This is a genomic window from Rhizobium sp. CFBP 8752 (genome assembly GCF_014842035.1).
Classification (GTDB): domain Bacteria; phylum Pseudomonadota; class Alphaproteobacteria; order Rhizobiales; family Rhizobiaceae; genus Neorhizobium; species Neorhizobium soli.
Genome location: NZ_JACYUZ010000001.1, coordinates 2,678,053 through 2,704,014 on the forward strand (window position 1 = coordinate 2,678,053; position 25,962 = coordinate 2,704,014).

General features: G+C 61.3%; 21 protein-coding genes and 1 tRNA gene. 7 read left to right on the forward strand and 15 right to left on the reverse strand.

Annotated features, from left to right (window positions below):
• Positions 1-8: 8 nt before the first annotated feature.
• The 4 genes from IFT59_RS12840 to IFT59_RS12855 form a co-directional block, all read right to left on the reverse strand.
• Positions 9-1,523 carry a Y-family DNA polymerase gene (locus IFT59_RS12840; protein WP_192087027.1) on the reverse strand — a complete coding sequence of 505 codons (1,515 nt, stop codon included), beginning with the start codon at positions 1,521-1,523 and terminating at the stop codon, positions 9-11.
• Entirely contained in the window at positions 1,441-2,199 is a 759-nt protein-coding gene (locus IFT59_RS12845; protein WP_192078267.1) for an ImuA family protein, read from the reverse strand. The genes IFT59_RS12840 and IFT59_RS12845 overlap by 83 nt, the downstream gene beginning before the upstream one ends.
• A 608-nt stretch (positions 2,200-2,807) precedes the next feature.
• Entirely contained in the window at positions 2,808-3,098 is a 291-nt protein-coding gene (locus IFT59_RS12850; RefSeq protein ID WP_062579170.1) for a hypothetical protein, read from the reverse strand.
• Between the two features lie 94 nt (positions 3,099-3,192).
• Positions 3,193-4,659: an MDR family MFS transporter gene (locus IFT59_RS12855; RefSeq protein WP_192087028.1), complete on the reverse strand. Its 1,467-nt coding sequence runs from the start codon at positions 4,657-4,659 to the stop codon at positions 3,193-3,195.
• A 286-nt stretch (positions 4,660-4,945) separates the two neighbouring features.
• On the opposite strand from IFT59_RS12855, the gene IFT59_RS12860 reads away from it, so the two are divergent.
• The 3 genes from IFT59_RS12860 to IFT59_RS12870 are packed head-to-tail and all read left to right on the forward strand — an operon-like array spanning position 4,946 to position 8,907.
• Positions 4,946-6,193 (forward strand): NAD(P)/FAD-dependent oxidoreductase, encoded by a 1,248-nt coding sequence (locus IFT59_RS12860; protein ID WP_113109523.1) that lies wholly within the window; start codon positions 4,946-4,948, stop codon positions 6,191-6,193.
• 55 nt (positions 6,194-6,248) lie between these two features.
• A complete protein-coding gene (locus IFT59_RS12865) occupies positions 6,249-7,607 on the forward strand; it encodes a glutamine synthetase family protein (protein ID WP_092661257.1) in 1,359 nt (452 codons plus the stop codon).
• Between the two features lies 1 nt (position 7,608).
• Positions 7,609-8,907: an NAD(P)/FAD-dependent oxidoreductase gene (locus IFT59_RS12870; RefSeq protein ID WP_192087029.1), complete on the forward strand. Its 1,299-nt coding sequence runs from the start codon at positions 7,609-7,611 to the stop codon at positions 8,905-8,907.
• Between the two features lies 1 nt (position 8,908).
• Here IFT59_RS12870 and IFT59_RS12875 read toward each other — a convergent pair whose 3' ends face one another.
• From IFT59_RS12875 to IFT59_RS12895, 6 genes are all read right to left on the reverse strand, one after another.
• Entirely contained in the window at positions 8,909-9,565 is a 657-nt protein-coding gene (locus tag IFT59_RS12875) for a TetR/AcrR family transcriptional regulator (protein WP_062453755.1), read from the reverse strand.
• A gap of 184 nt (positions 9,566-9,749) precedes the next feature.
• On the reverse strand, positions 9,750-10,271 hold the full coding sequence (locus IFT59_RS12880; RefSeq protein ID WP_192087030.1) for a gluconokinase: 522 nt from the start codon (positions 10,269-10,271) through the stop codon (positions 9,750-9,752).
• 57 nt (positions 10,272-10,328) lie between these two features.
• Positions 10,329-11,399, reverse strand: a complete 1,071-nt coding sequence (locus tag IFT59_RS12885; protein WP_113166252.1) for an AbrB family transcriptional regulator — start codon at positions 11,397-11,399, stop codon at positions 10,329-10,331.
• A 143-nt stretch (positions 11,400-11,542) separates the two neighbouring features.
• Entirely contained in the window at positions 11,543-12,019 is a 477-nt protein-coding gene (rirA, locus tag IFT59_RS12890; RefSeq protein WP_062453758.1) for an iron-responsive transcriptional regulator RirA, read from the reverse strand.
• A gap of 122 nt (positions 12,020-12,141) precedes the next feature.
• Positions 12,142-12,273, reverse strand: coding sequence for a hypothetical protein (locus IFT59_RS23295; protein ID WP_256413688.1), 132 nt, complete (start codon positions 12,271-12,273; stop codon positions 12,142-12,144).
• Between the two features lie 108 nt (positions 12,274-12,381).
• Positions 12,382-13,878, reverse strand: coding sequence for a CoA-acylating methylmalonate-semialdehyde dehydrogenase (locus IFT59_RS12895; protein ID WP_062579163.1), 1,497 nt, complete (start codon positions 13,876-13,878; stop codon positions 12,382-12,384).
• Positions 13,879-14,000: 122 nt separating this feature from the next.
• On the opposite strand from IFT59_RS12895, the gene IFT59_RS12900 reads away from it, so the two are divergent.
• Positions 14,001-14,906, forward strand: coding sequence for a LysR family transcriptional regulator (locus IFT59_RS12900; RefSeq protein ID WP_192087031.1), 906 nt, complete (start codon positions 14,001-14,003; stop codon positions 14,904-14,906).
• Between the two features lie 63 nt (positions 14,907-14,969).
• Here IFT59_RS12900 and IFT59_RS12905 read toward each other — a convergent pair whose 3' ends face one another.
• Positions 14,970-15,215 carry a helix-turn-helix domain-containing protein gene (locus IFT59_RS12905; protein ID WP_062579161.1) on the reverse strand — a complete coding sequence of 82 codons (246 nt, stop codon included), beginning with the start codon at positions 15,213-15,215 and terminating at the stop codon, positions 14,970-14,972.
• A gap of 244 nt (positions 15,216-15,459) precedes the next feature.
• Here IFT59_RS12905 and IFT59_RS12910 point away from each other — a divergent pair, with 244 nt between their 5' ends.
• Positions 15,460-15,924, forward strand: a complete 465-nt coding sequence (locus tag IFT59_RS12910) for a hypothetical protein (RefSeq protein WP_092661249.1) — start codon at positions 15,460-15,462, stop codon at positions 15,922-15,924.
• 22 nt (positions 15,925-15,946) lie between these two features.
• Here IFT59_RS12910 and IFT59_RS12915 read toward each other — a convergent pair.
• Positions 15,947-16,023, reverse strand: a tRNA-His gene (locus IFT59_RS12915).
• A gap of 141 nt (positions 16,024-16,164) precedes the next feature.
• Positions 16,165-16,611, reverse strand: a complete 447-nt coding sequence (locus tag IFT59_RS12920; protein ID WP_192078263.1) for a phasin family protein — start codon at positions 16,609-16,611, stop codon at positions 16,165-16,167.
• A gap of 238 nt (positions 16,612-16,849) precedes the next feature.
• On the opposite strand from IFT59_RS12920, the gene IFT59_RS12925 reads away from it, so the two are divergent.
• A complete protein-coding gene (locus IFT59_RS12925; protein WP_192087032.1) occupies positions 16,850-20,902 on the forward strand; it encodes a PAS domain S-box protein in 4,053 nt (1,350 codons plus the stop codon).
• A 230-nt stretch (positions 20,903-21,132) separates the two neighbouring features.
• Here IFT59_RS12925 and IFT59_RS12930 read toward each other — a convergent pair whose 3' ends face one another.
• On the reverse strand, positions 21,133-23,109 hold the full coding sequence (locus IFT59_RS12930; RefSeq protein WP_192087033.1) for an acetoacetate--CoA ligase: 1,977 nt from the start codon (positions 23,107-23,109) through the stop codon (positions 21,133-21,135).
• Positions 23,110-23,243: 134 nt separating this feature from the next.
• Between IFT59_RS12930 and IFT59_RS12935 the strand changes: the two genes are divergently transcribed.
• Positions 23,244-25,127: an AsmA family protein gene (locus IFT59_RS12935; protein ID WP_192087034.1), complete on the forward strand. Its 1,884-nt coding sequence runs from the start codon at positions 23,244-23,246 to the stop codon at positions 25,125-25,127.
• A gap of 16 nt (positions 25,128-25,143) precedes the next feature.
• Here the strand turns inward: IFT59_RS12935 and IFT59_RS12940 are convergent, their stop codons facing one another.
• Positions 25,144-25,962, reverse strand: a complete 819-nt coding sequence (locus tag IFT59_RS12940; RefSeq protein ID WP_062453767.1) for an ABC transporter permease — start codon at positions 25,960-25,962, stop codon at positions 25,144-25,146.

Genomic DNA, 25,962 nt, shown 5'->3' on the forward strand with positions numbered 1-25,962 from the left:
TTCAAACCTTACCCGAAGATGCCGTGGAGGAACCATTTGTGTGACCCCGTGCCTGCATCGACGCCGTCGCCGGCGCGGAAGACCCACAGCCGATCGCCGTGCTCATCCTCGACCACGAAGTAATCGCGCACCGCCTGCATTTCGCGCGGCCGGAGCCACCATTCGCCGAAGATGCGCTCGGGCCCATCGGCACGAACGATGCGGCGGCGCTTGCCGCGCCAGGTGACGACGACTGGCGGCTGGTCGGGCAGGACAGCCATGGTTTCGATTTCTTCGGGATAAGCCAGCAGCCGTGACGGCCGCGGCCACCTGGCTGCCCACTCGGCACCCGTCTCGACGGCCGTCGGTCCGATCCGCCGGAGAGATCGTTCCGGAACGTCGGAGGCGACCGGCGTGATGCGGTAAAGGCGCTGGCCCCGGTTGCCGAGAATATCGACAAGCGGCGTCACATCCACAACCGCCTCTTCCACCAGCGCGTTTGCGACCTGCTTTATTTCCAGCGGCTCGGCCATGACCGCCACCAGCACCATCCGCTCGATGCCGAAACCCGGGTCGATCTTTTCGATACGGTCACAGAGAAGCTTTGTCAGGCGGGCAGGATCACGCACGGGCTTGGCAAGTCCTGCTCGAAGACACTGGCGTGTGTTGTCGACGCGATGGATGATCAGATCGGAGCGCCGGACGCCCAGCCCCCGCTCCTCCAGCTTTGCCGTCAGTTGCGCCACCAGCCGGCGGACGTATTTTGCAATCGTATCGGGCGCACCGATGGGCTCCTGGAAATTGCGCGCCACCTCGACCAGATCCGGCGTGCGCAACGGCTCGATGGGTTCTGCGAGACGGCCGAAGAGCTGATCGAGACGGCGTCCGACCTCCGGACCAAATCGCAGTGTCAACGGCGCACGCGGCAGTGCCGACAGCTCTCCCACCGTCTCGATACCCAGGATGCGCAATGCCTGGATCGTATCTGCCGCAAGCCGCAGACAGTGGATTGGAAGTCCGATCACGGCCTTGGTGACATCACCGCGCGGCACCACCGTCGTTTCGTTCGTCGTCAGTCGCGCCAGTGCATGCGCCGCACCCCAGGTATCGGCGACAGCGGCACGTGCCGTCAGGCCCTTGCCGCGGAGACCGTTGACAACGCCGGAGATCAGCAGCTCTTCACCACCCTGAAGGTGATCGGCACCTTCGGTATCCATGACGATGCCATCCGTTCCATCCACGGCAACGACGGGGCTGTATTGACGAAGCGCCCATAGCGCCAGGCGCTCGACGGCTGCGGCGTCGGCAACGGGATCGGCGTCCACCATATGAAGGTTGCCAATCATCGCCTGTGCCTTGCTGGCAGCCATGCCGACTTTGAGGCCCAGCTTGCGGGCAGCCGTATCGGCTGCCGATATCCAGCGTTTCGAGCCGCTGCGCGAGACCACGACCAGCGGCTGGTCAACCGACACGGCTTCCTCGCCATGCCGACGTATCCGATCCGTTGCTAGATAGGGGAAGTAAACAGACACGACCCTCGGCATCGCAGGCTCCTAACTCAAACTCGGCACATTGCCCCGCCTTTACCCGCATCAATTCCGCCAGCCACCTCGCCCGTCCCACGCCGGCGACAGGAAGCGGCTCGGACGGCAGGGTGCTGATCCTCCAGCGTGTTGTGGACGCCGTCGGCTGACCGTAGTCGGAGGCCTCCGTCTGCCGTCGCCAGCGCCGGACGACCAGGCCGAGCGTCCCCGTCTTCTCGGCAGCCAGTTGAAGACGCCGCGACGCGGTCATCGGCAGCCTCACCAGTTCCCCGACGACGGCCGCCAATCCCCCGAAGGACAGCCCCTCTTCCATCGAGGCAAGCACGTCCTCCTCCCTGTCCGCTTCGCAGTAGATGACGCGATCCGGGTGAAGCCCCGCCTGCGACAGCGCCGGCGCAAAGAGATCCGGCCGGGTCAGGCACCAGAGAACCTTTCCCTTGGCCCGGGCCGCAATACCTGCCGCAAACAGGGCGGCCGCGGCACCGTCGATTGTACCCGCCCCGCCACCTGCAATTTCATGCAATGCGCCATAGGCAAGCCCCCCGCCCGGCAATCGCTCGTCAACGTCAGGCACCCCGAAGGGCAGCACGAGCGCCTTGCGCGACACGCTGCCTTCCAGATGCGCAATCCGGTCTCTCAGTTCCTCGACAAGCCTTGAGGCAGGGGCATGCGACATCGTTCACGGCCCTCCTCAAGGTTCGCGTTGCACAGGACTTCATGTCCCAAAGAATGTTGGTGTTCTGTTTCTGTTCCGCCGCGACAGAAGAGTCAAGCGGGGTCAGAACGGGATAGCTCTCGGCATTTTAGCGCCGGTGAAGATTCATCGTTCTGAATCAGCTTCGTAGGCGGCTTGAGAGGCTCGATGGAGTGCTTGAGATTTTTTGCATGTTCTTGATCTGGGCTAGGGCGACACGAAAACCGTGAGAACTTTCCGTTCTCAAATCGCCCAATCTGCATATCAAGAATGTAACAGAGTGGCTCGGCGATGTGTGGCAGAGCCAAAGGGGATGAACACTCGCGCTCATGCGGGACTATGGCCGTCTGCGGCCATCCGCCCACGAGCCGCCGCCCTTTGGCTCTTTCCCTTTCCCGCAGACACCAAGGAGCACAACGCTACCATCTGTGCCATCGCCGAGGAACTCGACGTTGGATTTGCAGGCGTTCAATGTCAGACGTTTTGTATAGGAGACCAGTGAAGGCTTGCCGCATCAGGTGGCGTCTTCTCCCCTGCGAGAGAATGCGGGAGACAGGCAAGGTTGCCCGTCGCCCGCCGTGCCGCCGTCCTCAGTGGATCGCGGTGCTGACGATCCGGTAGGGGTGTTCAGCTTCATATTCGACCATGATCTGGACGGCCTGTTCGAGAACCTGTTCGGCTTCCTCGACGTGATCGCGTGCAAGCTGATCGGCGTTGATGAAGATCGCTTCGGCCATGTTGCCGGAGATCGCAGCGAACTGGCGGTTACCTTCGACCAGGGCTTCTCTGGCAGCGCCTTCAAGCGCGTGCGCCATGGTGATCAGCGCGTCTTCGCGCTCCTCGATCGTCAGGTCCCGGATTGTCTTTGTCATCTGCTGCATCGTGCCACCCACCTTAATAGTCGTTGTGACGATATCGGTCCCGGTAGGGCCCCGTTCACAGCGAAATGGGCATGTTGGCGCCAGATTTCAAGGTTCAGGCCCGCACGGGCTCGTCCTTGTGGACGGCATCGCGGGGCACGAACAGGCAAGCGGGCACGATCAGGACGGCAAACAGGAGCATGGTCAGGAAGGTCGCGTGCAGGCCGTCCTGCAGCGCAAGGCGAACCGCTTCGGCATCGCCACTCACGAGACCGGTTCCGTTCAGGAGAGCACGCAGCTGGTCGGTCGTGATCACCTGTCCGCTGGTCGTATGGACCAGGCCCCAGCTCAGCACCGCCCCGAGAATCGCCGCGCCCAGCGTGCTGCCGAGGTTGCGGGAAAACACGTTCGACGCCGTGGCACTGCCGCGTTGCGAGGCCGCGACGCTTCCCTGGGTGAGGATCAGTGCGCCGATATTGAGAAGGCCCATGCCGAAGCCCATGACGAGCGAGCCGGCACCCGCAAGCACCGCCGAACTGGATGGCGTCAGCAGGGTCAGGAGGAAGGTTCCCACGGGGACGAACACGGCGCCCACCAGCATGATCGGCCGCAGCCCGAACCGGGTGAAGTTCCGCGAAGCGATCGTTGCGCCGCACGGCCATCCCAAGAGAAGCATGGTCAGTGCAAAGCCCGCCACCAGCGGCGACTGGTTGAGCACGGTCTGCACATACATGGGCAGGAAGGTGGTGAGCCCCATGATCGCCATGGAGGCGAAGAAGACAGAGATGTTGGCGGCCGCAATCGGCCGGTAGAGCCAGAGATCCGGCGCGACCATCGGTTCTTCGACGCGGCGCTCCTGCCAGATGAACAGCGCAAGCGACACGGCAAACAGGACGAAGGAGACGATCGCGGACGTCGACAATCCGGTCTCGGAGACCGTGAGGCCAATCATCAGCGCCGAGATGGAGACGGCAAACAGCACGGCGCCCAGGATATCGATCGAGACCGTCCGGGTGTGCTTTTCCTCGTGGTAGAACAGGATGAACGCTGCGGCAGCGGCGAGACCTACCGGCACGTTGATCCAGAAGATCCAGGCCCAAGGCAGGTTATGGATGATGACGCTGCCGAGCAGCGGGCCAACCACGGCCGAGAGCGCCCAGACGCTGGCCAGATAGCCCTGAACCTTTCCACGCTGGCTGCCCGGAAAGAGATCGGCCACCACCGTCATGGCGACAGGCTGAATGGCGCCAGCGCCGATGCCCTGGAGCAGTCTGAAGGCAATCATGGACGGCATCGACCAGGCAAATCCGCAGAGGATGGAGGCGACCAGGAAGACGGCGATGCCAGCCAGCACGATCGGCTTTCGCCCGTAGATATCGGAAAGCTTGCCGAAGACGACGGTCAGCGCGGTCTGCGACAGGAGGAAAGCGGAAAACACCCAGCTGTAGAGATTGAGCTGCCCGAGCTGGGCTGCGATCTGCGGCATGGCGGTGGAGACGATGGTCGCTTCGATGGCGATCATCGCCATGCTTGCCATGATCGCGGCTACGACGAGCCCGCGATGTGAGACTTTTTCAGACATGAATGAATCCGAAGCCCTGACGGAGGGCGCGACAAGAGAGAAATTCGGCGGTCGCGGCAGGATATTGCGTCTGCAAAGCGTGCATCTGCAAGTTCTGGTGGCCGTCAGTGCGTCATCGACTTAGGAGCGCAAACTTGGTTGCGTCAAGCTATATTTGATTTAGATCAAGTTCCACAAGCGCTCCTCACCCCTTGGATATCCAGGCGGCCGCTGCAATTTTCATTTGCGCTGCGCCTGACCCGGCGTCATGGTGACCTGCTCAGTTATCTCATATGGATTCAATATCATGGCAGCGGATGTGATCGTTCTCGGCGCCGGCATCATCGGTGTTTCGACGGCTCTGCAATTGGCGCGGCGGGGAAAATCGGTCGCCCTGGTGGACCGCAGGGAGCCCGGGATGGAAACCTCCTACGGCAATGCCGGCCTGATCCAGCGCGAGGGCGTTGTCCCCTACAGCTTTCCCCAGCAGTTCGCCCAGATCCTGCGCTATGCCAGGAACAACCGCATCGACGCGCATTTTCACTGGAGCGCGATGCCGTCGGTCTCCTCGTTTCTGGCAAAATACTGGTGGCATTCCAACGTGCCGAGGCATGAGCTGATCGCCCGCGCCTATGCGCCGCTTATCGAGCATTCGATCGCCACCCATGACGAACTGATCCGCGAGGCGGGCGCCGAGGATCTGATTGCCAAGAACGGCTGGCAGGAAGTGTTCCGCTCGCAGGCCAAGCTCGACGAGACGGTGCGCGAAGCCGACCGACTGAAGCGCGAATACGACCTTTCCTTCAAGGTGATGACGCCGGCGGAACTTGCGGTTGCGGAACCCAATCTCTCCGACGATTTCATCGGCGCGCTGAAATGGGAAGACCCATGGGCGGTCAAGGATCCGCTCGCGCTGACGCGTGCCTATGTGGCGCTGTTCGAAAAGCTTGGCGGTCGGGTGCTGACGGGTGACGCAAAGAGCCTTTCGAAGACCGCGACCGGCTGGCGCATCATTGCCGGCGAAGGCGTGGTCGAGGCGAAGGATGTCGTGGTCGCGCTTGGTCCGTGGTCGGACACGGTGACCAAGCCGCTCGGCTACAATTTCCTCGTCGGCGTCAAGCGCGGCTACCACATGCATTATGCGCCAAAGGGCAATGCCAAGCTCAACGGCTGGACGATGGATGCGGAGCGCGGCTATTTCCTGGCCCCGATGAACCAGGGGATCCGGCTGACGACCGGTGCCGAATTTGCGCGCCGCGATGCGCCGAAGACACCGGTTCAGCTTGCCCGCGCCGAAGCTGTGGCACGCGAAATCTTCCCGCTTGGTGAGCGGCTGGACAAGGAGCCCTGGATGGGCGCCCGCCCCTGCACGCCGGATATGATGCCTGTCATCGGCAAGGCGCCGCGTCACGACGGATTGTGGTTCGCCTTCGGCCATGCGCATCACGGCCTGACGCTCGGTCCGGTCACGGGTCAGGTCATCGCGGAAGCGATGATGGGCGAAAAGACCCGGATCGACATATCCGCTTACAGGCCGGAGCGGTTTAACGTCTGACCCTCTTCTTCATTTGGTCTAGCGGCAGGAGAAAGTCTGGGCTACCGGTGTTTTCATGGATACGATCGATACAGCCCGGACCTTTCTCGATGACAATCCCGATATCGAGGTTCTCGAAGCCTTCGTGATCGACGTCAACGGCGTGCCGCGGGGCAAGTGGATCCCGCGCGAACGGGCGCTTGACGTGCTTTCGAAGGGCATGGCGATGCCGCGCTCGGTCTACGCGCTCGACGTCTGGGGACGCGACGTCAATGCCGCGGGCCTTGCGGAGGGCACCGGTGATCCGGATGGCATCTGCTTTCCCATCGCCGACACACTGTCGCGCGTGACATGGCTGAAGCGGCCAACGGCGCAGGTTCTACTGGGCATGAACGAGCAGGACGGGACCGGATTTTACGGCGATCCGCGCCAGGTTCTGGCGAATGTTCTCAAAGGTTTCGAGCGGATCGGCCTGACGCCGGTCGTGGCGACGGAGCTGGAATTCTACCTGATCGACCCGATACGTTCGGCGATCGACCCGGTGCGGCCACCGAATTCACGCGAGGGCCGCTGGCATACGGGCCAGACACAGGTGCTCTCGATTTCCGAGCTGCAGGATTTCGAGAATGTCTTCCACGGCATCGCCTCTGCAGCGAGGGCGCAAGGGATACCGGCCGATACGACACTGCGGGAAAACGGCCCGGGCCAGTATGAGATCAACCTCAACCACGTGCCAGACGCGCTGAAGGCTGCCGATTATGCGGTGCTCCTCAAGCGGATCGTCAAGGGCGTGGCGCGCGCCAACGATCTCGACGCGACGTTCATGGCAAAGCCCTATGGCACGCAGGCCGGAAGCGGCATGCATGTGCATTTCTCGCTGATCGATAGCGACGGCCGCAATGTCTATATGGGCGAGAACGGGCCGTCCGAGGCGCTGTTTCATTCGGTGGGCGGGCTTTTGGAAAACATGGGGGAAAGCATGGCGGTGTTTGCCCCGCATGCCAATTCCTACCGGCGCCTGCGCCCTTCCGAACATGCCCCGACCTATGCCTCCTGGGGCTTCGACAACCGCTCGGCCGCCGTGCGCGTCATCACCGCGTCGAAGCCGGCGACCCGCATCGAGCACCGCGTTGCAGGTTCCGACACCAATCCCTATCTTGTGCTGGCGATGATCCTCAGTGCAGCCCTTGCCGGCATCAAGGAAAAGCGCAATCCGGGCGGGGCGATTACCGGCGACGACCATGCGATCAGCCACGAACCGCTGCCGACCAACTGGGACTATGCGCTGCAGCAGTTTTCCCGCTCCACGTTCGCCTACGCGACGCTCGGGCCGAAATACCGGTCGCTCTACACGGCCTGCAAGCAGCAGGAGCTGTCGGAATTTTCTCTGCGGGTGACCGACGTTGAATACGACGCCTATATCAGGACGGTGTAAGATGGCTTTCAAACCCGCAGACAATCCCCGCCACGCCAATTCCTGGTATGCCGCCTCGGCCAATGACAAGCGTGTGCGCCCTGCCCTCGAGGGCGAGATCGAGGCCGATGTCTGCGTGATCGGCGCGGGCTTTTCCGGCATCTCGGCCGCTCTCGAACTGGCCGAGCGCGGCTATTCCGTCGTGGTGCTGGAGGCGGAGCGGATCGGCTTCGGCGCTTCGGGCCGCAATGGCGGGCAGATCGTCAACGGCTATAGCCGCGATCTGGAAACGATCGCCGGACGCTACGGGCGCGACAAGGCCGTGCAGCTTGGCGCGATGTCGCTCGAAGGCGGCGAGATCATCCGCGCCCGCGTAGCGCAATACGGGATCGACTGCGATCTCGTGCCCGGCGGTTTCTTCGCGGCCTTTACGGACAAGCAGGTGCGCGAGATGGAGCTGCACAAGGCCGTCTGGGAACAGCACGGCCATGACGGGCTGGAGATGGTCTCGAAGGCAGACGTCGGACGCTATGTGAAAAGCGACCGCTATGCCGGCGGCATGATCGACAGGAAGGGTGGCCATATTCACCCGCTTAATCTCGTGCTCGGCGAAGCGGCAGCGGCCGAAAGCCTCGGCGCGCGTATTTTCGAGGGATCGCGGGTGGTGGGTATCGACCAGACGGCAAAGCCCGTGGTCAGAACCGACAAGGGTCGTGTCACGGCATCCTATGTGCTGGTGTGCGGCAACGCCTATCTATCGCCGCTGCTGCCGGAGATCCATGGCCGGATGATGCCGGTTTCGAGCCAGGTGATGGCGACGGAGCCGCTGGATGCGGGCCTGATCGAGCGCCTTCTGCCCGCAAATTACTGCGTCGAGGATGCCAATTACATTCTCGATTACTATCGCCGCACCGCCGACAACCGTCTGCTCTACGGTGGCGGGATCGGTTATGGCGGCAGCGACCCGAAGGACCTGACGGGCGTGATCCGCCCGAACATGCTCAAGACCTTCCCGCAGCTGAAGAATGTCAGGATCGACTACGCGTGGAGCGGCAATTTCGCACTGACGCTGACCCGCATTCCGCATGTGGGAAAGCTGTCCGACACCGTGTTCTTCTCGCACGGCGACAGCGGCCACGGCGTGACCACCACGCATCTGCTCGGCAAGATCCTTGGTGAGGCGGTTGCCGGCCATGCGGAGAGGTTCGATACCTGGGCATCCCTGCCCAACCTACCCTTCCCGGGCGGGCGGGCGTTCCGCGTGCCGCTCACCGCGCTTGGGGCCTGGTGGTACGGCATGCGGGACAAACTCGGGCTGTAGCTTACAGCGATGCGGGAAAACTGCCTTTGAAGTAATAGGTCGACTGTGCCCGCACGATCGACTTGAACTGTGCAACGATTTTGGCTGCCTCGTCTTCCGTCACCATCAGCGCCAGACGCAATGTTGCCGCGGCCATGTGGAACATAAGAAACAGTGTGCGGGCGTAGTTCTCCCAAAGCTGTTCGCTGACGAACCGCTTGGTGATCTCGAAGAAGAGGTCGGCCTGGAAGCGGGTTTCGGTAATGTCACGGTCTGCCAGCGCCTTGTCGGCCTGGATGGCGTTCAACAGATCCTGCGTCGACGGCTTTTCGCGCATGCGGGTGTAATAGAGGTCGAAAAGAACGTCCGTTGCATCCAGCGCGTCTTCAGCCGTCGAGATCTGCGGAATATGTCCGACGATGATACCGCGGACTTCCTCGACATAGCGCTCATGGAGCATGGCGATGATCGCCGACTTGTTGGGGAAATACTGGTAGACGGAGGCGATCGGACCACCTGAAAGAGACGCAATCTCCTTCATCGTGACCGCATCGATACCCTTTTCGCCGATCAGCTCCATCGAGACCTTCAGGATATCATCAATGCGTTCGCGGCTTCTTTCCTGTTTCGGTACCCGACGAAGTGAACTCCCGCCTGCACTCTGCATCGAATCTCGCATCCGCAACTCTCTCCGTACGCCCTGTTGCCTATACTGGACGGGGCGATAAGAGAGGCACCTGGCAGCATAGTTACATTATAAGTTTGCGTTGTACGGCAAGTCAGGCATGTCGGATCACCGAAAGCATTAGAATTTTGAAAATAATTCGACACTCAAACAGTTTAACTTGAATTAGGATTGCGTGTCATATCGCATCCTTCAGCCCCGCTACGGCATCTGCCACGATGCGGTCGAGCGTGGCGTCAATGTCGACGGTCACGACGCCTGCTTCACCCTCGGGGCTTTCCAGCGTGGCGAGCTGGCTTTGCAACAGCGACGTCGGCATGAAATGGCCCTTGCGCTCGCCCATCCGGCGGCTCAACAGCTCCTGACTTCCTTTGAGAAACACGAAGGTCAGCTTGCCACCCGCAGCGCTGCGCAGCCGTTCGCGGTAGACGACTTTCAGTGCAGAGCAGGTCACCACGAGGTCTTCTGAACGCGCGAGAGCCTCGGCGATCTTCTCGCCGATCACATCGAGCCAGGGCCAGCGGTCTTCATCGGTGAGCGGCGTTCCCTGCGCCATCTTGTCGACATTGGACTGCGGATGCAGACTGTCGCCTTCCATGAAGCGGCAATTCAGGCTCTCTGCCAGACGCTCAGCGACGGAACTCTTTCCAGCGCCGCTGACGCCCATGACGATGATGGCTCTGCCAGCCTGTTTGCTCATTGGTTGCTCCTCTTTGATATCGACAGCCGGTCTCCTTCAACCGCATTGAGCGACAGATCACAAGTCCCGGCGATCTTCAACGCCAGTCGCGGACTTGCCCGGACCCGTTTCATCGCGCCCGAGCGCAAACGGCATCAGGATCGACAGAAAGATCAGGCGCAGGACGTGATGGGCGCCGACATAGGTCGGGTCGGCATGCAGCATGACCGCCATCGCCGCCATGGTCTCCAGCCCACCGGGCGAAAACGCGATCAGGGCCGCATCGAGCGGTATGTCCAGGACATACGAGACGGTGCCGGCCATGGCCGCCGCCATGACCGAGACGATCACCGTGACCACGAGGCCGGATACGAGCGCTGTGCGCACCTCGAGAAGCGAGATTCCGCAAAAGCGCGTTCCGATGTTGGCGCCGAGAAGGATATAGACGGGGACAATGAGCCAGGAGGGAACGCCACCGGTGGCGAACGATGTCACGTGGGTGGAGATCGAAACCAGTGTGCCGGCGAGCAGAAGGGCTGCGGGAAGCTTCCAGCGCAGGAAGAGCATGCCGATGACGGTCGACACCGCAAGGATGCCCAACAGCATCGGCAGGTCCATCGCGATGACCTGAGCGACACTATCTCCGCCGCCAAGATCAAATGCTGTGACAATCAGGGGTACGCTGATCGTCAACAGAAGCACGCGCACGCTCTGGGAAATGCCGACCGTTCGCTGGTCGCAACGCATGTCAGCGGCAAGACTGAGGACGTAGCTCAGATGTCCCGGCGAAGCTGCGAGGAAAGCCGTGGTGCGGTCGTAATGGAAGAAACGCTGCATGACCCAGGCCGCGACGTAAAGCAGGGCCGTGACGGTAACCATGACCATCACAAAGCTTAGCGGCCAGCGCTTGATCGCCACCAGGATGTCGGGCGTGACGGTCGCCCCCATCGAGATGCCGATGACGATGAAGCAGCCGTTCCGGACGATTTTCGGGATCGAAAGGGTGAGGCCTGCGATACCCGCAAGCGACACGGCCAGCGCCGGACCGATCAGATAGGGAGCGGGGAAGCCGATCATCGCGGCGATCAGCGCACCGCCGGCACCGACCAGCGCGGTCAGGGCAAATTCACGCAGTTGGGAAAAGGGCATGGCAACGAATATCTGGGTGACCACCCGGAGCCAGGCTCAAGGGGCCATCAATAAAGGAAACGTTGCCTACTCCTAAAGAAGACAGCCCGGAGGTCAACCTGCCGGGCCGCTAAACTGATGCTGCGATGAGATCAGTATTGAGATCAGGCGGCCGGTGCCGCGACCATCTTGGCGATTGCCGGCGGCGGATCGATCCCGAGCAGGAAGTTGATCTGCGGGCGCGCCTTGACCAGATCGTCGATCGTATAGTCTGCCAGCACGTCGAAGAAGGCATTCAGCGCCTTGCGAAGTGCCGAGTTGAGACCACAGCTATCGACCAGAGGACATTCGGCGACGCCCTCCTCGAAACATTCGGCCATCGCGAAACTGTCTTCCGTCACGCGGATCACATCAAACAGAGTGATACGGTCGGCAGCGCGACCGAGGCGAACACCGCCGTTTCGGCCGCGAACGGTCTCGACCAAGCCGGCCTTGGTCAAAGGCTGCAGGATCTTGAAGAGAAACAGTTCGGACACGCCATAGGCGCGCGCGATCTCCGGGATGCGGCTGAGCTTCCCCTCGTTCGCAGCACAGTACATGAGCATGCGAACGGCGTAGTTGGTCTGCTTTGTCAGGCGCATATTCGTCTCCCGAGACTCGTCACGGCCCCATACATAGTGGGTTTGCTAGTTTTGAACAATTCCAAAGTTTGCGAAATTGCCCTTGAACGCTGCGTTGCCGATGACGCGCTTTATTGCCGGCATTATCCGGCAAGACCCATGTGTACCGCAAACCAGACTGGAACTGCAAACAGGAAGGTCGCCGCCAGAAACGTTATGCCAATTTTCGCCAGGCGGATGCGGCGCGCGCGCGAAACGTCCCACTCGTAATTCATGATGAACACTCCCCCTCACACGAATGTGTAAATTAGCAGCGCCTAGGAAGAGGTCAATGTCTCCGCCGCACGAGAATGCGGCGGAGCGTGTCTATTCGACAGTCGGGCTTACTTCATCACGGGCATGACGAATTCGGCGCCATCCTTGATGCCTGTGGGCCAGCGGCTGGTTACCGTCTTGGTGCGGGTCCAGAACTTGATCGAATCCGTGCCATGCTGGTTGAGGTCGCCGAAGGACGAGGACTTCCAGCCGCCGAAGGAGTGATAGGCGAGCGGCACCGGGATCGGAACGTTGACGCCGACCATCCCGATATTGATCCGCGAGGCGAAGTCGCGGGCGGCATCGCCGTCGCGGGTATAGATCGCGACACCATTGCCGTATTCGTGCTTCATCGGCAGGTCGAGCGCTTCCTCATAAGTCTTGGCGCGCACCACTGACAGGACAGGGCCGAAGATTTCGGTCTTATAGATGTCCATGTCGGGCGTGACGTTGTCGAACAGGCAGCCGCCGACGAAATTGCCGTTTTCATAGCCCTGCAGCTTGAAATCGCGGCCATCGACAACGAGGTTTGCGCCCTCTTCGACACCCTTGTTGATCAGGCCGAGAATACGCTCCTTGGCTTCCTTGGTGACGACAGGACCCATGTCGGCCTTTTCGTCCGTGTAGGGACCGATGCGCAGGGATTCGACCATCGGTGTCAGCTTCTCGATCAGGCGGTTGGCGGTTTCCTCGCCAACCGGGACCGCAACCGAGATCGCCATGCAGCGCTCGCCGGCCGAGCCGTAACCGGCGCCCATCAGGGCGTTGGCGGCCTGGTCGAGATCGGCATCCGGCATGATGATCATGTGGTTCTTGGCGCCGCCGAAGCACTGTGCGCGCTTGCCGTTCATGGCGGCGGTTCCGTAGACATAGCGGGCGATCGGCGTCGAGCCGACAAACGAGACGGCAGAAATGTCCGGATGCGTCAGGATCGCATCGACCGCGGACTTGTCGCCGTTGACGACGTTCAAAATGCCAGCCGGAAGGCCTGCCTCGATCATCAGTTCGGCCAGACGCATCGGCACGGACGGATCGCGCTCGGAGGGCTTCAGGATGAAGGCATTGCCGCAGGCAATCGCGGGTGCAAACATCCACATCGGGATCATCGCCGGGAAGTTGAACGGCGTGATGCCGGCACCGATCCCGACCGCTTGCCGAATGGAATACATGTCGATGTTCGGACCGGCACCCTCGGTGAACTCGCTCTTGGAAAGATGCGGGATGCCGATGACGAATTCACAGACTTCAAGACCGCGAACGATGTCGCCCTTGGCATCCTCGATCGTCTTGCCATGCTCGCGCGACAGCATCTCGGCAAGTTCATTCATGTTGTCATTCAACAACTGGACGAACTTCATGAAGACGCGGGCGCGGCGCTGCGGGTTGGTGGCGGCCCAGTTCGGCTGGGCAGCCTTGGCATTCTCGACGGCTGCATTCAGATCCGCATCGCTCGCAAGCGCCACGGTCGCCTGGACTTCGCCCGTTGCCGGATTGAAGACATTGGCCGTGCGCCCGCTCGTGCCGGCAAAATGCTTGCCGCCGATGAAATGACCGATCTCGTACATGGTGATCCTCCTTCTTGAAATTATAAGCGGCGAGGATACGCGTCAATTTGCACAAGGCAACGCCATGGTTTACGCATCCGTTGTGCAAAATTCGACACAACGATACCCACCGTGAGGTGACGATGAACTGGGATGACCTGCGGCTTTTCCTGGCTGTGGCGCGCAGCGGACAGATCCTGGCGGCTTCCCGTCGGCTGGGCATCAACCATGCGACGGTCGGGCGCCGGATATCAGCGCTGGAAGAGGATCTGCGCACGCGGCTGCTGATCCGCCGCACCAATGGCTGCGAGTTGACGCCGGAGGGAGAGGTGTTTCTGCGGGCCGCCGAGCGGATCGAAACGGAAATGCTGGACGCGCAGGCGAGTACCGGCCGGATCGACGCGGCGATTGCCGGAACCGTGCGGGTCGGCGCGCCCGACGGGTTCGGCGTGCACTTCCTTGCCTCGCGCCTGGGAATGCTGACGAAGCGGCATCCGCAGCTGAAACTGCAACTGGTGCCGGTGCCACGCTCGTTTTCGCTGTCGCAACGGGAAGCGGATATCGCAATCACGATCGACCGGCCAGAACAGGGGCGCCTGGTCTCATCGCGGCTGACGGATTACACGCTCGGCCTCTACGCCTCGAAAGCCTATCTCCAGGACGCAGGCGTGCCCGACAGTATCGAGGCGCTCAAGGACCATGCGCGGATCGGTTATGTGGAAGACCTGATCTTTTCCCCGTCGCTGAACTTCACCGGCGAGGTGATGCGCAACTGGGATGCCGTGTTCGAGATTTCGAGCGCAATCGGCCAGATCGAAGCGGTGCGGTCCGGCGCCGGGATCGGCATTCTGCACGACTATGTCGCTTCGCAGGACATGAACCTGACCCGCATCCTTCCGGACATCTCCATTCGCCGGGCCTATTGGAGCAGTTATCACGAGACGGCCAGGAACCTGGTGCGGGTTCGAACCGTCGCGGATTTCCTGCGGGAAGTCATTCAGGAGGAAGCGCGGATCTTTGTGTGGAAACCGCCGTCCGGACAAAAATAAAGCCCGCGAGAAGCGGGCCTTAAGCATTCACAGCGTCCAGCATGATAGGCCGGACGTCTGCGATTACGACGCCTTTAGAACCGACATCGGCATCTTGAGGGCATTTGCGATGCGCTTCAACTTGGCAGGATCGAAATCCGTGCCGTTCTCCATACCCACGATCTCATCCGTGACCAATCCGGTCGTAACGGCAAGATCGTCGATGCTGTAGCCGGCAGCCTGGCGCGCCTGGGCAATCAACCCAGCCACCTGATCCGGTGCGAGAACCTGTTCTGTCGAGGCACGAAAGTTATTAATGGAAACCGTCATGGTAATCTTCCTTCCGTCAAAATCTGCCGCTAGGCAGTGAAGGGGGCAAGCAGCCCGAAGTTCGACTGCACAATATTCGTGCCGCCAGAGCGCAATAGATATGCATTGATGCCCCCACGGCAAGGGCATTCGCTGCACTGCAACAAAAAGTGTTGAGCGTCGTCGCGGATCTGAGCCCGTTGTTTGCCGCTTTTTCGAACAAAAACAGTCTTCGCGCGTTCTCTGCTCGAATAGGGACGTCAATATGCATCAGTCGAGTTCGAAACGTTTTGAAAATCTGGGTATACCCGGAAGCACCGATGCTGACATTCTCGAGGCGGCGCATCGCCTTGTGGAGCTTCACCTGACCTATTTGCGCGAACACGAGACGAAGAACGACCTCTTCGACGTGCGCGACCTGCCGGCCTCCAAGGACTCGCTGGTCAATGCTTTCCGGTTGACGCTTGCGACCGAAAACAGGACTCATATGCGCACGCTGTTGCTGAAGGCGGGCATGACATTGGCGCAGTTTCAGGAAAACATCGGTCGCCCGATGATTGTCAAATCGCAGGATGGCCAGAAACCAAACCAGGTCCGGCGGAGCGATATCGATGCTGCCGTAGCGCGGCGGTTCAACAAGGCCCTGGTCCAACTGGGTGAAGAACGCGCCAGGCTCGGCCGTGTGTTTCAGGACGCCATGCGGATTGCCGGCGACAAGCCGCTTCACTGATCTGAAATTCCAGGAAAAGAAGTGGTACGGTTGAGTGGGGTCGAACCACTGACCTCAGGCGCCACAAGCCTGCGCTCTAACCAACTGAGCTACAACCGCACGAGACGCCTAAATCGCGTCGCCGGTGCAGATACTGCCATCGGCAGCGTTTGGCAAGCCCCTTTTGAGAGAACGAAGCCAAAAATGGAATGGCCGCCCAGTCGGCGGCCATGGAATACGGGCGTGATGCGCAGGTCGCGATCAAGCGGTCCGGAAATTTGCCATTGCCTTTTCGGCAGCATCCTTGCCCGGCCGCGACACGTCTTCTGCAAGCTGGCGGGCCATGTCCTGCATGGATTTTGCCTGCTCGACCGTCGCCTCTGCCTGACGGCGGATGAACGAGGTCTGCAATTCGAAGAATTCCGACGCTGATTTGACGCCGAGCAGCGCCTGCATATGCGAGAGTGACAGATCCGCACTGGACCGGAACGCTTCCAGTGCCTTAAGCCCGAGTTCAACGGAACCGGACTGGGCCGTGTGAACTGTGGATTCCACCGCCATGGTGGCTTCCTCTGTCGCGGCTTTCATCCTAGCATAGGCTTCACTGGACTGGCTTGCGCCCTGCCCGGCAAAGTCGCGAAGGCGTTCGCCAAGCTTCATGGGATCGAAAGCGGAAAACGAAAACATCTCTTCTGTGCCGTGTGCCATCGCCAAAGCTCCTCCAAGGCTCTACCCCGACTTTTAAATGGGCAAAAGCCGGAGTTGGATGCCTGAAATATAATCGCAAACGTTGTGCCGCGCAACGAATTTGTGCGGCGCACAAAAGCGCCGCCGTTAACCCTGACGGAGGTTTAACCGGTCGGCCTGTGGACCCCGGAAGGGGGGCAAGGTATTAACGAAGGATTAAGTCTCTCAGGAATGCCGGTAGTTAACCGACAGGTCGTTCATGTCCTCTGTACAGTACCCTTTCATCGACATCGCCGTCCACGAGCGCGTCAGGGAACGCTTTGCAGCGGGCGACGGAATCGTGCTGTTTTCCTCCGACATGCGCATGCCTCTGTGGGCGAACGGACGCGGTGCAGCGCTCTTCGGATTTGGCTCGATCTACGACCTGATCGATCAGGGGCCGAACCGCGCCGACGTGGCCTTTCGCCAAGTCGAGGCAACCGCCCGCCAGCTTGCCAAGGTCGGCGATACAAGAGGCCTCGCAGTCCGCGTTATTTCAGGTTTCCAACGGGTCGTGCTTCGCGGGGCCTGTGAACTTGTCGAAGTCCATGGCGAGCGGGCCATTCTGTTTTCGGCAGCACCCGAGCGGGAGCTTGCAACGATCGCCGAGCGTGCGGAGCGGATGATCGAGGGCTTCGAGGAAGCAGACACCCATATCGCTATCGTCGACGCAGCAGGCAGGGTTGCTGCTGCCTCCGAGCGTTTTGAAAGTCTCGACATATCGGAAGCGGCGATCACGACGCTTTCGGCGACGGCATCCGCCGATCCCAGCCGGCTTGCCAAACGGCCGATCATGACCGCCAAGGGCAACCTTCCGGCTGCCATCGGCAAGCTTTCGGACGCCCCTGCCCTCTACATTCTGTTCACTGTCGATATGGCGACCGATGACGCGGTTACCCCACAAACCGTGGTTGATCCCGGCGTCGTTGCGATGGTGCCCGATGACGAGACTGCCGTCATCGACGCCCTTGCCGCGATCGAGGACGACGTTGAGGCTCAGGAAGAGTTCGAGCTTCCCGAAACCGTGACGGCGACAGAGGCAACCGAGATCAACACGGTCGCGATTGAAGAGACTGCGGCGGACGAAGAAATTTCCGAGCCCGCCGAGCAGCCGGAGCCGGTTGCGGAAATAGAGGCTGCGGTAAGCGCGGTTAACGACGCAGCTACGGTTGCTGACGCGCCGGTCGATGGCGACGTACCAGTTGAAGAAGCGGCGGCGGTAGAGCCGGAGAGTGAAGAAGTCGATCTGGAGCCGGCTCCGGAAGCAGTTGCCGAAGACATCGTGTCGGAGGATGTTGTCGAAGACATTCCGGCGCATGAGATCGCGGAAGCCTCGGACGAGATCTCGGAAGACCGCTTTCCGGCACCGGAGGCAGCGGATGCATCCGAGCCGGCCGAAACGCCGAGCGAGCAGGCTCTGACATCGGTCGCCGCTCCGGAAACTACGGTTGCCGAGCCCGATGCATCCGGCGACGTGGAAGGCTTCGTGTTCAGCCGCGATTCACGCGCTGTGCGTTTCGTCTGGAAGATCGATGCCGATGGGCAGTTTACAGAAGTCTCGGGCGAATTCGCCAAGGCCGTGGGACCGCATGCGGCAGATGTTGTCGGCATGGCGTTTTCCGACCTCGCCGCTCTCTTCCATCTCGATCCCGAGGGGCGCATCACCGAACTGCTCGGCAAGCGCGACACCTGGTCGGGCAAAACCATCTGGTGGCCGGTAGAGGGCACGGCACTTGTCGTGCCGGTCGATCTGGCGGCACTGCCCACTTATACCCGCAGTCGCGAATTCGACGGCTTCCGCGGCTTCGGCATCGTGCGGATCGCCGACGCCAAGGATGATCCTGACGCCACCGGCCTGACGCTTTCGCCGACGACGGTCGAGGATGAAGCGGTCAAGGAGACTGCCGAACCGGGCATCGAGGACGCGGTAAACGACGCCGATCTGCCATCCGATGACGCGGAGCAGGTCTCCGACGTTCTGGAAGACCGCCCGGTGGAGACGGAAGCGCAACCGGCGGAGCCCGAAGCAACGTCCCCCTCCGATAGCGCTATCTACGGAACCACCTATTCCGATAGCGACCGTTCCGACGCTGCCCCGCTCGAGTGGCCAGCCGGTGAGCGTCCTGCGCTGCGACTGGTCGAGAACCCCGGCCGTCGCCAGTCCGACAAGGTCATCCAGCTCGAAGAACACCGCGCCCGCCTGACGCCGGTCGAACAGGCGGCCTTCCGCGAGATTGGGCGCCAGCTCGACCGCGCAACGGAAGAAACGCCAGTGAGCGCCGAGACTGCGCCTGCTGAACCAGCGCCGAGCGAAGCTTCCCCCACAAGCGAGATTTCCGCGGAGAATACTGACGTTTCAGAGCCAGTGGCAGATGAGACTGATGTGACCAATGCTTGGCAGGAGCAGCCTGCTTCGCACGTGGCATCCGAAGAAGAGGTGCGTTCCGCCGATGACGCACCGGCCGCAGAAGACCACGTGTCGGATGAGGCCGAGATCGCCGCTCAGGCGGAAGACGAAGACCAGAGCATCGAGGCATCCGAAACCGATCTCGACGGCAGCGCTGTTGACGACCACTTCGCCTCGGACTTCCCGCCTGTCGCTGCAAACGAGAACCAGAGCGACAGCGAGGACGACGCTGGCACGGAAATCCCGGCTGCAGCAATGCTTGAGCCCGCAGATGTTGCGCCGGAGCCAGAGCATGTCGAGCCATCCGACGTCCCTCTGCTGAGCATGATCCCGGTGCGCGAGCGCATCGGCCTCTCCGCCGAGATTGTCGACCAGATGCCGGTGGCACTGCTCGTTCACAACGGCGACACGCTGATCCATTGCAATCCGGAATTCCTCAAGCTGACCGGCTATGCATCACTTGAGGAACTTGAAGAGGTCGGCGGGCTGGATGCCCTCTTGCAGCGCCAGGACTTCGATGGCGATGGTGCGAGACCAAGCGGCATGGTGGTGGTGCGTGCCGACGACGAGATCCTGCCGGTGACCGCACGTCTGCAATCGGTTCGCTGGGACGACACGACGGCCCTGATGCTGGCGCTGATGCCGACGACATCCGACGCGTCGGAAGCAAACTCGCTGTCCGATCACCCGGGCGAGGAAATCCGCACGGTTGCCCGCACGGTCCGCCCTGCCGACCAGTTGGTCCGGCTGCAGGTGGAAGTCGAAGAGTTGCGTGCAATCCTGGAAACTGCGACCGATGGCGTCGTGCTGATCGGTGCGGATGGCGAGATCCGTTCGGTGAACAGGGCGGCAAGCGCGCTGTTCAACTACGATCAGGAAGAAATCGACGGCAAACCGTTCGTGATGCTGTTTGCCCATGAAAGCCAGCGGGCGATCGTCGATTATCTTTCCGGACTTGCCGGGCATGGCGTTGCCAGCGTGCTGAACGATGGCCGCGAGGTGATCGGTCGCGAAGCGTCCGGCGGGTTCTTGCCGCTGTTTATGACGATCGGCAAGCTGACCTCGTCGAACGGTTATTGCGCCGTGATCCGCGATATTACCCAGTGGAAGCGCACCGAAGACGAGCTTCGCACGGCAAAGCGCGCCGCCGAGACAGCCAACGCGCACAAGAGCGATTTCCTGGCGCATGTCAGCCACGAGATCCGCACGCCGCTTAACGCCATCATCGGCTTTTCAGACATGATGGCCGGCGAGCGGTTTGGGCCGATCGGCCATCCGCGCTATATCGAATATGCCAACGACATCGGTCGGTCCGGTCGCCACGTACTCGACATCGTCAACGACCTTCTCGACATCTCGAAAATCGAAGCCGGCGAGATGGAACTGGATTTCGTCGCAGTCGGCCTCAACGAGACGATATCGGAAGCCGTGTCGCTGGTGCAGCCGCAGGCAAACGGCCAACGGGTGATCATCCGCACCGCGCTGTCGCAGGCTGTGCCGCAGGTCGTGGCCGACCTGCGCTCGGTCAAGCAGATCGCGCTGAACATCCTGTCGAATGCGATCCGGTTCACACCATCCGGCGGGCAGATCGTGGTGTCGACCGCCTATGAGCCGAATGGCAGCGTTGCGCTGCGTATCCGCGATACAGGGATCGGCATGACCCGGGCGGAACTGGAACTTGCGATGAAGCCTTTCCGGCAGGTTGCCGGTGCTGCCCGCAAGCGTGGCGACGGAACAGGTCTCGGGCTGCCGCTTACCAAGGCGATGGTGGATGCAAACAAGGCAGCCTTCTCGATCAGCTCGGCGCCGAACGAGGGAACGCTGGTGGAAATCACCTTTCCGCCGCAGCGGGTGCTTGCCAACTGAACGCACGTAAAAAGAAGGCAGCCCTGAGGCTGCCTGGAATTGATGCTGTTCGAAAAGTGACGGAAGACTTCCTAATCAGCAAAGCCTGAGCCTTGCTCATCTTCCCTACACGAAAAGTATCATGCCGGATCAGTTTTGGCGGGCGAGGCTTAACACGCCGTTAAAAACCAATACCAGTTCCGGCAATGCAGGAACGGCGACCCGCAATGGCACAGGGCACCTGATGGCCGTCAATTCCGCAACTCCGCGACATTGGCAAACAGCTCCAGCGCGTCCGGGTTGGCAAGCGCCTCCCGATTTCTGACCGGCCGATTGTGAACGATATCGCGCACGGCAAGTTCGACGATCTTGCCGGATTTGGTGCGGGGAATATCGGCGACCTGGACGATCTTTGCCGGCACGTGCCGTGGCGAGGCGCCTGCGCGAATACGCGCCTTGATCTCCCTGGTCAGTCGGTCGTCCAGCGTCAGTCCGTCCGCCAGCCGGACGAACAGCACGACGCGCACATCCTCGTCCCAGTCCTGGCCGATACAGATCGCTTCGGCGATCTCGTCCATCTGCTCGACCTGATTGTAGATCTCAGCCGTGCCGATCCGAACCCCGCCGGGATTAAGCGTCGCATCGGAACGGCCATGGATGACGATGCCGCCATGGGACGTCCATTCGGCGAAATCGCCGTGGCACCAGATGTTGTCGAACCGCTCGAAATAGGCGGCTCGGTATTTCTGACCGTCGGGATCGTTCCAGAACATCAGCGGCATGGAGGGGAATGCCTTGGTGCAGACCAGTTCGCCCTTTTCGCCACGCACCGGCTGGCCCTCGTCGTTCCAGACATCGACGGCAAGGCCGAGTCCCGGCCCCTGGATCTCGCCGCGCCAGACCGGCTTCAGCGGATTGCCCAGCACGAAGCAGGAGACGATATCCGTGCCACCGGAGATGGAGGCGAGATGGACGTCGTTCTTGATGCCCTGATAGACGAAGGAAAAGCCTTCCGGTGACAGCGGCGAGCCCGTCGAGGTCACGAGGCGAAGGGTGGACAGATCGTGGCTCTGCGCAGGCACGATGCCACTTTTGCGCACGGCGTCGATATATTTCGCGGACGTGCCGAAAACGGCGAACCGCTCCTGTTCCGCATAGTCAAACAGGATGTTGCCATCCGGAGCAAAGGGCGAACCGTCATAGAGGCAGAGTGTGGCGCCAACTGCGAGACCGGAGACCAGCCAGTTCCACATCATCCAGCCGCATGTGGTGAAATAGAACAGGTTTTCACCCGGCTCGATGCCGCAATGCAGCCGATGTTCCTTCACATGCTGGAGAAGCGTGCCGCCGGCCGAGTGGACGATGCATTTCGGGATGCCGGTCGTGCCTGACGAAAACAGGATGTAGAGCGGATGCGAGAACGGCAGCGGCTCGAATTCGACGGTCCGTGCCGTAAATGGCGCCAGGAAATCGGCAAGCGCGCGGCCGTCGGATAGGGTCTTTGCGAGCGGCGCGGCATTCTTGTCCTGCGACCCTGCATAGGGCACGACCAGAACCGGTACGCCGAGCGTCTTTGAAACCGCGTCGACCTTTGCCGACACATCCTGCAGTTTGCCGTTGTACCAGTAGCCATCGCAGGTGATGAACAGCTTTGGGCCGATCTGTCCGAACCGGTCCAGCACGCCCTGTTCACCGAAATCCGGTGAGCAGGAAGACCAGATTGCCCCGATAGAGGCTGCTGCCAGCACGCAGGCGATCGTTTCAGGCATATTCGGCATCATCGCGGCGATGCGATCTCCCCTGCCGATGCCGAGTGCGCGGTATGCCTGCTGAAGCCTTGACACCTCGCCCTGCAACCTTTCCCAGGACCAACGGTCCTTGACCTTGTCCTCGCCCCAGAAGACCAGAGCGTCCGAGGTCTTCGCGTCGGCTCCGCTGCCGGCAAGCAGGTTTTCGGCGAAGTTCAGGCGTGCATGGGGAAAGAAGCGGGCGGCGAGCATCTCGCCATCGTCGTCCAGGTAGACGTCGCCCTTGTCGCCCTTGACGCCGCAGAAATCCCAGACGGCGGACCAGAAATCGCCGCGCTGTTCGATCGACCAGCTGTGGAATGCGTCGTAATCCTCAAAACCGATTGAATACCGCTCGCTGCACCAGACGATGAAGCGGGCAAGCGGTGCTGTCCGCAACGTCTCCTCCGATGGCGACCAAAGCGGCTGCTGCTCACTCATGCAATTCTCCTCCTATGCCGTTCACAGGCGCGTCCCTGACCGTCTGTATATCATGCGATCGAAGGGGATAAAGCACTGGAGCGCGCGCTTGCTGCATTTGCGCGACGCCGGCATTTCCTATATTCGCGTGAGCCATGCCCAACGAGACAGACGGAAAGCTGCGTAGGACCTTCGGACGCCCCTTAGGGAAGCGGACGCGCATCGCCTTGATCGTTCTGGTCTCGCTGCTGAGCCTCTTCGTCGCCTTCCAGCTCGCGGCACCCTTCCTTGTTTCGACCGTGCTGGTACGGGAACGAATGGAGCGCGCCGTCGAGGAATGGATCGGCCACGACGTGTCGATCGGCGGACAGCCGTCGCTTGCCTTCTGGCCGGAGCCGCGCATCACATTCTCCGATGTAATGGTTCGCAACATCGATCATGGCAAGAAAGGCATGCTTGGCAGCGTCCGTGAACTGTCGGCGTCGTTCGATCTTCTGGGCGCGCTGGTGGGACAGCCGGAATTCAAGGATTTCCACCTCAAGGACCCGCAGCTTTTCGTGCTGCGCAAACCGGATGGGCGACTGGACTGGACCAATGACGGATTGCTCAGCCGCGCCGTTCGCGCTGTCAAAAGCGATGGCACCGGTCAGTTGCTGGACAATTCGAATGATGCGCCGATCGGCGATGTCCTGATCGAGAACGGCACGCTTCAGATTACCAACGAAGAGGATGGCCGCATCGTCCGGGTCGACCGGATCGACAGCGAGATCGACTGGTCCTATCTTTCACGCAGCGCGAGCTTCAAGGGCCAAGCAACGATTGCCGGCCGCAGGGTCACGGCCGATATCACCTCGCGCCAGCCTCTGCTTCTGTTTTCGGGCCGCAGCAGTAGCACTTCGGGCTCAATCCAGTCGGACCTGTTCAGCGCCAAGTTCAGCGGCGTCGTCAACCTCGCGAGCCACGGCTTTTTGTCCGGAGATGCCGAATTTGCAACGGCGGATGGCGCCAAAGCCATGCAGTGGATGGGGTTCGACCTGCCAGGCACGGAAAAGCTGAAGCAGCTCTCCGTGAAGGCCCGGCTGATCACCAACGATACGGCGATGCGGTTCGAAAGCCTGTCGCTCGGTATCGACGACATCACGGCAAGCGGCATTCTGGACCTGACCATGCCGGCGGATGCTCCCCCGCGGCTGACCGGGACGCTCGCCCTCAACACCCGCGACGTGTTGCCGATGCTGGCCGAGATCGCGCCGCGACTTCTCGACAAAAGCGATCCCGCCGCAAGACTGCGCGACCGGCTCGAGCTGGATTTGAGGCTATCCGCACAAAGCGTCGAGATCGGCCCCTTCCAACTCAGCGAAGTTGCCGTCGGCATCATGAATATCGGTGACCAGTCACGGATCGATATTCTCGACAGCGATTTCGAAAACGGACGACTGACCGGCCGCATCGCGACGATCAAGGACGGGGAAACGGGCGGCGTTGCAATAAGGCTCTCCGTACAGGACGCCGACTTCGCCAGCGTGATCAGCCGGCTTGGCCTGACGGCCCCGCTACCCGGCGCCTCGGGCTCGCTCGAACTGGCGCTGGACGTGGCGCGACCGGTGACGGCGGAAACGCTGCGCAACGCCAAAGGATCTCTGCGCTTTCGTGCCGGCAGCGGAACTCTGCCCGGTGTGGACATGGCAGGCATAAGACGGCTGGCGACCCAAAAACCCTATTTCACGCTGAGCGAAGCAGGGACAGGAGCTTACGAATTCCAGAGTGTCGATATTAACGTCACCGTCGCCGATGGTTTAGCCGATATCCGCAACGGGCTGATCGTTGGAACCAACGAGCGTATTACGCTCAACGGCATCGTGCCCTATGCCAATAACAGCCTCGCGCTTTCTGCCGGTGTGCTCACAGATTCCAGCGGGACAACCAGCGGGGACGCTGCCGCTGGCCGCCCGGATGCCACCCACTTTTTCATCGGGGGATCCTGGCAGAACCCGGTGATCTGGCCGGTCGCGAAGCCCGCGCCGAAGATCACCGAATGACGCACGCCCTGAAAGTTCAGCTGCCGGTCCGCAGCGCCATATGCTCGTCGCGGATGCGCCGGACCTCGGCCCGCTTGGTGCCGATCGAGGTGGCGATGACGCCGAGTGTCACCAGCGCGATCAGGATCGTGCAGATTGCGTTGATTTCCGGCGTCACACCGAGCCTCACCTGCGAATAGATCTTGATTGGCAGCGTGGTGGCACCTGGCCCGGTGTTGAAGCTTGCGATCACAAGATCGTCCAGCGACAGGGTGAAGGCGAGCATCCAGCCGGAGATGACGGCGGGCAGGATCAGCGGCAGGGTGATCTGGAAGAACGTCTTGACCGGCGGGCAGCCAAGATCGAGCGCTGCCTCTTCCAGACTGCGATCGAAGGTGAGAAGCCGCGACTGAACGACGATCGCCACGTAACACATGGTGAAGGTCGTGTGGGCGATGATGACAGTCCAGAACCCGCGATCGACGCCGATCGCCACGAACAAAAGCAGCAGCGACAGGCCGGTGATGACCTCCGGCATGACCAGCGGCGCATAGATCATGCCTGAGAACAGCATCTTTCCCGGAAACTTCTGGTAGCGGACCAGCGTCAGCGCGGCCAGCGTGCCGAGGATGGTACCGAACGTGGCGCTCAACAGACCGACGCGGGCCGTGACCCAGGCGGCATCCATAAGACCCTGGTTCGACCACATCGAGACGTACCAGTTGAGCGAGAAGCCGCCCCAGACCGTGACAAGCCGCGAGGCGTTGAACGAGTAGACGACCAGAATGATAATGGGGATGTAGAGGAAGGCGAAGCCAAGCGTCAGGACGGTGGCATCAAGGCGGTTCTTTGTCAT

Excerpts from the sequence above, each read along its gene's own strand:
- IFT59_RS12860 (WP_113109523.1), top strand. The coding sequence starts at position 4,946 with ATGGCAGCGGATGTGATCGTTCTCGGCGCCGGCATCATCGGTGTTTCG.
- IFT59_RS12850 (WP_062579170.1), bottom strand. The coding sequence starts at position 3,098 with ATGCAGCAGATGACAAAGACAATCCGGGACCTGACGATCGAGGAGCGC.
- IFT59_RS12940 (WP_062453767.1), bottom strand. The coding sequence starts at position 25,962 with ATGACAAAGAACCGCCTTGATGCCACCGTCCTGACGCTTGGCTTCGCC.
- IFT59_RS12880 (WP_192087030.1), bottom strand. The coding sequence starts at position 10,271 with ATGAGCAAACAGGCTGGCAGAGCCATCATCGTCATGGGCGTCAGCGGC.
- IFT59_RS12845 (WP_192078267.1), bottom strand. The coding sequence starts at position 2,199 with ATGTCGCATGCCCCTGCCTCAAGGCTTGTCGAGGAACTGAGAGACCGG.
- IFT59_RS12935 (WP_192087034.1), top strand. The coding sequence starts at position 23,244 with ATGCCCAACGAGACAGACGGAAAGCTGCGTAGGACCTTCGGACGCCCC.
- IFT59_RS12905 (WP_062579161.1), bottom strand. The coding sequence starts at position 15,215 with ATGACGGTTTCCATTAATAACTTTCGTGCCTCGACAGAACAGGTTCTC.
- IFT59_RS12925 (WP_192087032.1), top strand. The coding sequence starts at position 16,850 with ATGTCCTCTGTACAGTACCCTTTCATCGACATCGCCGTCCACGAGCGC.
- IFT59_RS12930 (WP_192087033.1), bottom strand. The coding sequence starts at position 23,109 with ATGAGTGAGCAGCAGCCGCTTTGGTCGCCATCGGAGGAGACGTTGCGG.
- IFT59_RS12875 (WP_062453755.1), bottom strand. The coding sequence starts at position 9,565 with ATGCGAGATTCGATGCAGAGTGCAGGCGGGAGTTCACTTCGTCGGGTA.
- IFT59_RS12895 (WP_062579163.1), bottom strand. The coding sequence starts at position 13,878 with ATGTACGAGATCGGTCATTTCATCGGCGGCAAGCATTTTGCCGGCACG.
- rirA (WP_062453758.1), bottom strand. The coding sequence starts at position 12,019 with ATGCGCCTGACAAAGCAGACCAACTACGCCGTTCGCATGCTCATGTAC.
- IFT59_RS12840 (WP_192087027.1), bottom strand. The coding sequence starts at position 1,523 with ATGCCGAGGGTCGTGTCTGTTTACTTCCCCTATCTAGCAACGGATCGG.
- IFT59_RS12920 (WP_192078263.1), bottom strand. The coding sequence starts at position 16,611 with ATGGCACACGGCACAGAAGAGATGTTTTCGTTTTCCGCTTTCGATCCC.
- IFT59_RS12870 (WP_192087029.1), top strand. The coding sequence starts at position 7,609 with ATGGCTTTCAAACCCGCAGACAATCCCCGCCACGCCAATTCCTGGTAT.
- IFT59_RS12865 (WP_092661257.1), top strand. The coding sequence starts at position 6,249 with ATGGATACGATCGATACAGCCCGGACCTTTCTCGATGACAATCCCGAT.
- IFT59_RS12900 (WP_192087031.1), top strand. The coding sequence starts at position 14,001 with ATGAACTGGGATGACCTGCGGCTTTTCCTGGCTGTGGCGCGCAGCGGA.
- IFT59_RS23295 (WP_256413688.1), bottom strand. The coding sequence starts at position 12,273 with ATGAATTACGAGTGGGACGTTTCGCGCGCGCGCCGCATCCGCCTGGCG.
- IFT59_RS12885 (WP_113166252.1), bottom strand. The coding sequence starts at position 11,399 with ATGCCCTTTTCCCAACTGCGTGAATTTGCCCTGACCGCGCTGGTCGGT.
- IFT59_RS12855 (WP_192087028.1), bottom strand. The coding sequence starts at position 4,659 with ATGTCTGAAAAAGTCTCACATCGCGGGCTCGTCGTAGCCGCGATCATG.
- IFT59_RS12910 (WP_092661249.1), top strand. The coding sequence starts at position 15,460 with ATGCATCAGTCGAGTTCGAAACGTTTTGAAAATCTGGGTATACCCGGA.